Genomic DNA, 7,675 nt, shown 5'->3' with positions numbered 1-7,675 from the left:
ATATTGTTTTGATTTTTCAGTTTTTTTCAGCTCATTCCAACACATTTTCTATTAGAAGCACACGAGAGCAAGACAATAAGTGCGAGGATAAATACTCCCTCACACTTATATACATTATTCTCTTTCATGACGATCTCTAAGTCGTGCTAGCCACAATATTATTGGTTAATTGAAGTAGCATTCTCATTAAATCACTTGCTCAGGCTACTTAGCTGTTTCTGTTTGTTTCTGTTCTTCTACCTTCTTTTTCTCTTCTGCTTTCTTTTGTTCTTCTACTTTCTTCTGCTCTTCTACTTCCTTTTGTTCTTCTGCTTTCTTTTGTTCTTCTAGCTTCTTCTGTTCTTCTGTTTCATTCTGTTCTTCTAGCTTCTTCTGTTCTTCTATCTTCTTCTGTTCTTCTACATTCTTTTGTTCTTCTGCTGTCTTCTGTTCTTCTGCTTTCTTCTGTTCTTCTACTTTCTTTTGCCCTTCCGCTTCAATTGCAACATTTAATTGTTGCTGGAGAGCCTGGATCTGTTCATCAATAGCTTGCAAGCTAACTTCTTTCTCAATATAATCGCGCTTCTCTTTTATACTGCGAAAGCCTTCATTCACATATAAAGCTACTTGCTGAATCGACTCATCTTTATTTCCCTTTAATTCTTCTTGTATTTGATTATAAGGAGTTTCTATTGCAGTATATACATTTTGTAAAGCTTCCTTCTCAGAAGTAATTTTCTCACGTCCTTGCTGCCATACTACAATTGCCTGTTCTATTTCTTCAATAGAAGTTGCTTTCAATTTCCCCTTCATTGTTCCATACTCATGCTCAATAAACTGTTTATGTTGCTCAGCTTGCTCTTTTAACGTATTAACTGTTTTCGGAAATATAATTGCTGTAGAAAGCGTCGCTTCTACTTTCGTTTCATGAATAAATGCCGCTTCTGTATGCGTCATGACTTGAGATCCTAAATAAAACGTAATAGAGCACACACACGGCAATATAAGCATCTTTTTTAAATTACGCGGTCTTTTCAGCATCTTAATCTCTCCCATCGAACAATGCGTTCTTTATACAGAACATTATCTTTATTATAATAAAGAACTATACAAAATGATAGCCATATGCTAGAAAAATAGAAAAAGGGCTATCCATGTGATAGCCCTTTTTTATTATTATCTTGCTTCACCTTCTGTTTGTTGTGCATCAAACGTCCAAGTTAAATTTAGTTTATCTCCTTGGAATTCATTTTGGTCTTTTTTATTATCAACAAACTCGAATTTCACTGTAAATTTATCGGACTTACCTGCAGAAATACCTTTTTCATCCCAGAACCAAGCAGCTAAATCATTGTCTACCGCTGTAAGTGTATCACCCTTCAATTTATCTAGCGTTGTTTCTTTTACAATTGTTTCATGCTTATCTACATTCTTTAAGAATGTTACTTTAATATGTTTACCAAAATCATCTTTATTGTCGCCCTTCGCATCGATTACTTTGTAATCTGTTTTTAGTAAAACTTTTTTAATGTCTAAAGAGCCTTTATTTTCTAGTTTAAAATCTCTTTTAATTGTATCGCCAGGCTTTAAATTCGATACATCAACAACTGTCGATGGGTTTGCCGCTAAATCAAGTGTACCAGCCGCAAATGTATTGTTTGACACTTCTTTGTCGCTAAAGAATGCAAATGTTCCTCCACCAACTAATGCTGCTCCTAGTACTGCTGATGCGATACCCATTCCTAATTTTTTCTTTAAAGTCATGTCCAAATCCCCCATAATATATATTTGTTAACTTCCTAATAGGAAGATATAACCAAATTAACTATACGGATTGTTCTACTTTTTTATCTTTCTTTTCTCCGTCGATGCTACGAATAGCGCCAAAAATAGAAATCGCGGAATAACCAAGTAAAAAGACTCCTGGAATAATAAGAAGTAATGCTGCACCCGCTTTTGAACTCGCATAATTCAGTCCATAACCAACGTATGGAACTGTAATATCTGCATACTTTCCGATTACATTCTCTGCAAGTACTGGTGCTAAATCTGGTCCGTTGTTGTTATCCCCTTTTGTTTCATACATTACTTTTCCATTTGTATCTTTCACACCGATAATACGGTGAGTGATAATTTTGTCATTTTTCTCTTTAAACGTAATAACATCGCCTTTTTTATATTTAGAGCCATCTTTAGTTGGCTCTATTGCAATGATTGATCCTGTTAAAAATGTCGGTTCCATCGATCCTGATAACACTGATTTAAATTGATATCCCATCACAGTTGGATCCCCGCCACTCGCTTTTGACGAAACAACTACAAAAGCTAAAAAAACCATCAATGCAAATAAAACAAATGAGATAACGTTGCTAATAATCTTCCAAACTAATTTCATCGTCTCTCTCCCTCTCTGTTGTTTTATATTATTTGAAATATGTAATATCCACTTTCGTTCTTTAACAAGAACACAAGTAAATAATATAACGAACAATACAGAAATGCAATAAGAACATTTACAATTATTAGTTAAATCGTTTTTAAAATACATGCAAAAAAGACCGTGACAAAACCTCATCACAGTCTCTATACTAACAATTTATTTCTCTTCTGATTTCATTCCTTGTCTATTTCGGCGCAGCACTACATATAAAATGGCTCCAAATAATACAATCGCACCTATCCCAACACTTATCACTTTCACATTGGATTCCTCTACTTCAGGTGCAACTGTATCTTTTTTAGGCATCGCAAACGTAACATCTTCTTTTGAAAGAACATTTATAGTCGCAATCGTTTGATTATTTTTTATAATATCTACCGCACCAACTACTTCACCGCGATGAATTCCTTTTTGGTACAAAGCTTCTTTATCCACTGAATTAACCCGAAAAGCCGTTTTTACATTTTTCCCTTCATCTTTCTTTAGCATAAGCTCAGCACTTTTTTCCAATTCAGAATCAACATCTTTATTTAAATACGTTGTCTTTTGATGCCAGCTATGTTTATCTAATACAGTTTGCTTCGTAAATTGCCCAAAAGAATATTCCGCCATCTGCTTCAAATCTTCATAAATTTCAGGTCTTTGAGAAGCCATTACTACATTTATAATGCGATTCCCATCCTTCTCATTTAATAAAACGAGCGTATTGCGCGCTTCATTCGTAAATCCTGTCTTACCACCAATGCTATATGGATTTTCAAAATAAGTAGACTTATTAAAAATAGACACTGTTTGCGTAGATGTCGTAACCGTCGTTCTTTTCGTATTCATCGCTTGTAAAATTTCAGGATACTTTTGCACACCTCTCGTAATCATGGCCATATCATATGGCGTCGTATAATGATTTGGATCATGCAATCCATTTGGCGTTACAAAATGGCTATCTTTAGCCCCTAATTGCTTCGCCCTTTCATTCATCATATTAGCGAAATTTTCAACATTTCCTCCAATACGCTCCGCAATCGCATACGACACATCATTCGCACTCAGCACCATTAAAATCATAAGTGCAGTATTTCTATTAATAGTCTCACCAGGTTGAAACTCAATTTGATAATTACTCTTCTCTTGATCTAATGCTAATTGTGAAAACGTAAATTGATCCTCTGGCTTCGTATGCTCCATTAGTAAAATCGCCGTTAACACTTTCGTCATACTAGCAGGGAACGCACGATGATGTGCATTTTTGTCGTACAACATATCTCCTGTTTTCGCATCAATCGTAGTCGCAAACTGACTAAAAACATTCGGCCCTTCGGCTGGTGGAGGTGCCACTTGCTCCGGGTTTACTCCAATATTCGTCTCAGCATATAACGTCATAGGTGTCAAAAAAAATAAACAAATAACCATAATAAAAACCGAAATTTTCTTAAAATTTACCATATGACTCTCCCTTTTCACTTTACTTTCACATTCTATAAAATAATTCTACCAATCTATATGTAATTTGTATTAAATTGGAAGAATATTCACTATTTTTTACTATATCACACTTTTACGATGAGGAACATAAATATACAATAAAAAATAAGAAGGAATTACTCTTTCTTATCCTTCTCATCAATCAACGAATCTATTAACTTTTGACTAGCTTCCTCAGGCGTAATCTCATCCGTCATACCCATAAACGACCAACCTTTAGAATCGACCCACTCAACGAACTCTTGCAAAAACTCATCATGCGTCACATCCACATCAAGAATCGAACCATCAATCGAAATCGTTCTATTTCTAGACACACGCATCTTGAACGTTTTTCTTACCATTACAATTATTCTCCCTCTACTCCTGAATATTTATAAATATCTTGTACTTCTTTTATACATGATTTCTTGAAAATTGTAAAAAGGATATATTGGCCAATTTGCATATTAAAAATGAAAATCTCTTACTATATAATCCTCACACTACATTCATTTAGTCATAAATTACGGAATACATCCATATAAAAAAACAAACCAACTTACATTCTATCACACCAAATACACTTGACTTTAGCACGATCAAATGGAATATATTAGAAACCACCTTAAAATGAGGAGGAACTCCATGGCGCATTGCACGTATTGTAAAACGAAGTGGAAAATAAAAGATGTATGGTCGCTTCTCATAACATTTGAAAAAGATTGTCCGTATTGTTTCGGACGGCAATATCTATCAAAGAAAACATTGAACGCTATGCCTGAACTTATAAGCTTACCTTTACACTTCTTATTTCCTTTTCTTGTTGATTTAAGTGATAACAGTCCTTTGGATTGGTATCGGAAATCATAATATAACCGGTTTATTCAAAATCCACTTTCAATTAGATGCTCTTCTTATCTATTCCTTAATACACTACTAGCGTGATTCCAAATACTTTACCTTTAACAGATTACTATAAAAATATTGTAAAATTTCAGTTAATTATATATAATTGCTTTAGCATAATTATTAAAGATGCTATTACATAAGCATCTTTGAAGATCCCGTAGCTCAGCAGGGAGAGCGCCACCTTGACAGGGTGGAGGTCGTGAGTTCGAACCTCTCCGGGGTCATACAGTTAGTTATATCAAGGGTTTGAGTACGTTTCTTAACAATTAAAAATGTTATGGTCATTACCAAACCGGTACGACTAAACGAAAACCACTTCGCAAAAAAATGCGGGGTGGTTTTTTGTTGTTAAAATTTGCTGTCCTTGATTTTTTGGACGATAGAGAGTTTAAGAATGTTACACCGAAAACGCTACAAAGCTATCGGGATATTCTGAAACAGTTTGAAAATTTCTGTTTAGAACATGATGTTATCAATGTCGAGGATATTACTACAAGTATTATGAAGCGATATATCTTGCATTATCAAAAGAAAGGAAACAACGCAACCACTACAAACTCTAAGTTGCAACGTATTCGTGCTTTTCTTAATTATATGATTGAATGTGAAGTCATTAAGAATAATCCTGCTAAGAAAATACAGAAAGCACGAGAAGATGTACGTATTGATGTATTTACGGATTATCACATTAAACAAATGCTTAACTACTATAGAAGGATTAAACAGCGTGAAAAAACCTTTTACGCATATCGTGACTATTCCATTATCGTTGTTTTACTTGGTACAGGGTTGAGACAATCTGAATTATGTTCCCTAAAGTGGACTGATATTGACTTCAAATATCAAACTTTATCTGTATTTGGGAAAAGTCGTAAAAGAGAATCTATTCCTGTTGCCGATAAGGTAATTATGGAGTTAGCGACATACAAAACATTTTGCGAACAGATCTTTGTAGAAAAAGGACTTTCAGAATACGTTTTTTCAAACCGTACTAATAAACAACTAACTCCTAATGCAGTACAAAACGTCTTTAAACGTCTAGCTAAGATTATGAATTTTAAAGATGTACGTCTTTCCAGTCATACATTTAGACATACATTCTGTCAACGCTGTATCCAATCGGGAATGAGTACATTTGCGGTTCAAAGGTTAATGAGWCATTCGTCCATAGTAGTAACAGAAAGATACGCAGCTATGTGGGGAAATGACTTAAAAGAACAAAACGACAAGTTTAATCCTTTAAATACGATAGATATATAAATAGGAAAAAAGCCACCTACGGCAATAGGTGACCAAAATTCAAATTCAAAACTAAATAACGGAAATTCCGTACATTCAGCACCTCCATTATAAATTTTTCAAAAATATAATGCAAGAGGTCTAGTTCCCTATTGTCTTTTTTAGCTAGTGTACAGCAATTTCCGAACGTGGGAATGACCTAACACCACGATAAACACTTGAACAGGTTAGCTAAGCCAATGTCATAAAATTAAGCGTCCTAACAGATAACGTTTCCTTGTTTACGTTGTTAGAAGTCTAGGTGAGAACGACCATTAACGGTTCGGCTGGTTGCTTGGTGTACTACGGTACAGGTAGCAACGAATAAGAAAGATTATATTAGGTTACGAGTAATTAAGGTTATGTCAGTAGTACAATTCCTTCCCTAAGTTTTTCAGCATGTTGGACAAGCATGACATGTTAAAAGTTCGTTGCAGATGAAAATCTAGCGTTCAAACAAGGTGATACGATGGAAACCTCAGCAAACTCAGTTCAATTCAGTATTAAAGAACGTCTACTTTTATAGCACTTTGTTTTTTAAAGTGTTATAAAGGTAGTCATTCTTCTGTCCAATATTTCCTAGACAAATCTAGTTAATTCAGCGAAAAGGAAAACCTAAAGTCAAGAGATTCAAATCATTTTAATTACCACTAAATATGGATATTTGTAGAAGGAAGTAACCACTAATCAAATTTATTTGTCCTATTTTATTCTTTTCCTGCAAGTAAGTATATGTAAGACAAATCTTACAGGACTATACGGGAAAAGGAGTTTAGATATGTTATTAAAACATTCAGTACAAACAAAAATTAACATCATTGATTCAATTATGGGTAGTGGTAAAACTAGTTGGGCAATACAGTTCATGAAGAACGCACCAGCGTATCAAAAATTTATTTACATTACCCCCTTTATAAATGAGGTAGAACGAATAATTACTTCTGTTAATCGTAACTTTCACCAACCACAAGCTGATTGTAAAGGAGAAACAAAGCTAGAAGATATAAAACGTCTCATCTCAGAAGGTAAAAACATTGTTTCTACACATTCACTTTTTAGAAATATAAATAGTGAAGTCATTGATTTGTTAGACATGGAGAATTACACGCTAATCCTAGATGAAGTTATGGATGTTATTGAACAAGTAGATGTTTCAAAAGATGACTTAAAAATGCTAACAGAAAACGAGGTAATTGGAGTAGATCAAAACGGTGTTGTTCACTGGAAGCAACTTGATTATAGAAAAGGGTACTTTGAAAAATTGAGGAACCTAGCTTATTCAGGGAACTTAATGATGTATGAAGACAAAGCAAATGAACCGAGTGCAGTATATTGGATTTTCCCTGTGGAAATATTTAAGCGTTTTGAGGAAGTTTTTATTCTGACCTATATGTTTGATGGACAGATTCAACGTGCTTATTTTGATTTATTCGGTCAAGAGTATGTCTATAAATCAGTTGTAAAGGAAGGTAGTAACTATAAGTTAGCACCATATGTGTCTTTTAAAAATGAAGACCGTTCACATTTGAAGGAACTGATTAACATTTATTATCTTTCACCTAAAGATAAAAAGGATATGAACAAGATGGGAAATAAGCATAATTA

The 7,675-nt window shown here is 34.1% G+C and carries 8 protein-coding genes and 1 tRNA gene; 4 read left to right on the top strand and 5 right to left on the bottom strand.

The window, feature by feature from the left end; genetic code table 11:
- Positions 1-204 precede the first annotated feature (204 nt).
- From AC1DTM_RS14515 to AC1DTM_RS14495, 5 genes are all read right to left on the bottom strand, one after another.
- Positions 205-1,035, bottom strand: a complete 831-nt coding sequence (locus AC1DTM_RS14515; protein ID WP_082187210.1) for a DUF4047 domain-containing protein — start codon at positions 1,033-1,035, stop codon at positions 205-207.
- Positions 1,036-1,155: 120 nt separating this feature from the next.
- Positions 1,156-1,743, bottom strand: coding sequence for a CalY family protein (locus AC1DTM_RS14510; RefSeq protein WP_002158775.1), 588 nt, complete (start codon positions 1,741-1,743; stop codon positions 1,156-1,158).
- 61 nt (positions 1,744-1,804) lie between these two features.
- Entirely contained in the window at positions 1,805-2,374 is a 570-nt protein-coding gene (sipW, locus tag AC1DTM_RS14505) for a signal peptidase I SipW (RefSeq protein WP_016104223.1), read from the bottom strand.
- Positions 2,375-2,575: 201 nt separating this feature from the next.
- Positions 2,576-3,862, bottom strand: a complete 1,287-nt coding sequence (locus AC1DTM_RS14500) for a D-alanyl-D-alanine carboxypeptidase family protein (protein WP_088098829.1) — start codon at positions 3,860-3,862, stop codon at positions 2,576-2,578.
- 155 nt (positions 3,863-4,017) lie between these two features.
- Positions 4,018-4,245: a hypothetical protein gene (locus AC1DTM_RS14495; protein ID WP_002201289.1), complete on the bottom strand. Its 228-nt coding sequence runs from the start codon at positions 4,243-4,245 to the stop codon at positions 4,018-4,020.
- A gap of 283 nt (positions 4,246-4,528) precedes the next feature.
- Between AC1DTM_RS14495 and AC1DTM_RS14490 the strand changes: the two genes are divergently transcribed.
- The 4 genes from AC1DTM_RS14490 to AC1DTM_RS14475 form a co-directional block, all read left to right on the top strand.
- Positions 4,529-4,753, top strand: a complete 225-nt coding sequence (locus tag AC1DTM_RS14490; protein ID WP_477000390.1) for a hypothetical protein — start codon at positions 4,529-4,531, stop codon at positions 4,751-4,753.
- 190 nt (positions 4,754-4,943) lie between these two features.
- Positions 4,944-5,016, top strand: a tRNA-Val gene (locus AC1DTM_RS14485).
- A gap of 118 nt (positions 5,017-5,134) precedes the next feature.
- A complete protein-coding gene (locus AC1DTM_RS14480) occupies positions 5,135-6,052 on the top strand; it encodes a tyrosine-type recombinase/integrase (protein WP_477000389.1) in 918 nt (305 codons plus the stop codon).
- A 796-nt stretch (positions 6,053-6,848) separates the two neighbouring features.
- On the top strand, positions 6,849-7,675 hold an 827-nt coding region (locus AC1DTM_RS14475), incomplete at its 3' end, for a DEAD/DEAH box helicase family protein (protein WP_477000388.1).

The sequence above is a fragment of the Bacillus sp. P4_D3 genome, from assembly GCF_056401855.1.
Note: the sequence above shows the minus strand (reverse complement) of the source record. Positions and strands in the feature narration are given on the sequence as shown.